The organism is Cupriavidus sp. KB_39 (assembly GCF_052114485.1).
Lineage (GTDB): Bacteria > Pseudomonadota > Gammaproteobacteria > Burkholderiales > Burkholderiaceae > Cupriavidus.
This window is the reverse complement of the sequence record NZ_JBFREV010000183.1, coordinates 1-518: the sequence shown is the minus strand read 5'-3', so window position 1 is coordinate 518 and position 518 is coordinate 1. Positions and strand designations below refer to the sequence as shown.

Sequence of the window (518 nt, the reverse complement as noted above, 5' to 3'; positions counted from 1 at the left end):
CTGTAGTAGCCATCCTCTGAGATCCAGTAAGCGTCCATTCGATCGCGTTTTTCGTCATACACATACAGGTAGCCGCAGCGTAGCAAGCGGGTCGTGTAGCGCGCGCTGCCATGCAGCGTCAGGTCCTGCTTCTGGCCTTTGCCGACGCTACGGGCGGTGTCTTCCACCTTCAGTGGCGCGGTGACCGCCGGTAGCCCCATGTCGATGGGTGCTATCGCATAGCGCACGGGCAGGATGAGCAGGCCACGCTTGTCGCAGTAGCCGCATGTTTTTTCGATGGCCATAGACGTCAGGTCCCCAAGGTTCGAGTGTTCGAGGTATCGGCTGGCGGCAGGGGCTCGGTGATCATCGCGTGCCGCTGGGCCAGGTGGTCGTAGTCCTCGGGCGTCAGCATGACGGCGAGGTCCGGCTCAATGCGCATCGCTTGCGCCGCAYGCTGCGCCCAGGAGAGGTCTCGCGGCAAAGCCAGGCGTGCGAGGACCTGGTTGACCAGGGCGATGCGCTGGGCGCGCGCCCAT

2 protein-coding genes are annotated in these 518 nt (G+C 63.8%); both read right to left on the bottom strand.

Annotation, left to right across the window (positions count from 1 at the left end):
• A partial coding sequence (locus tag AB4Z27_RS29425; RefSeq protein ID WP_441646034.1) for a toxin VasX occupies nt 1–284 on the bottom strand: 284 nt, incomplete at its 3' end.
• Nucleotides 285–289: 5 nt separating this feature from the next.
• On the bottom strand, nt 290–518 hold a 229-nt coding region (locus AB4Z27_RS29420; RefSeq protein WP_441646033.1), incomplete at its 5' end, for a hypothetical protein.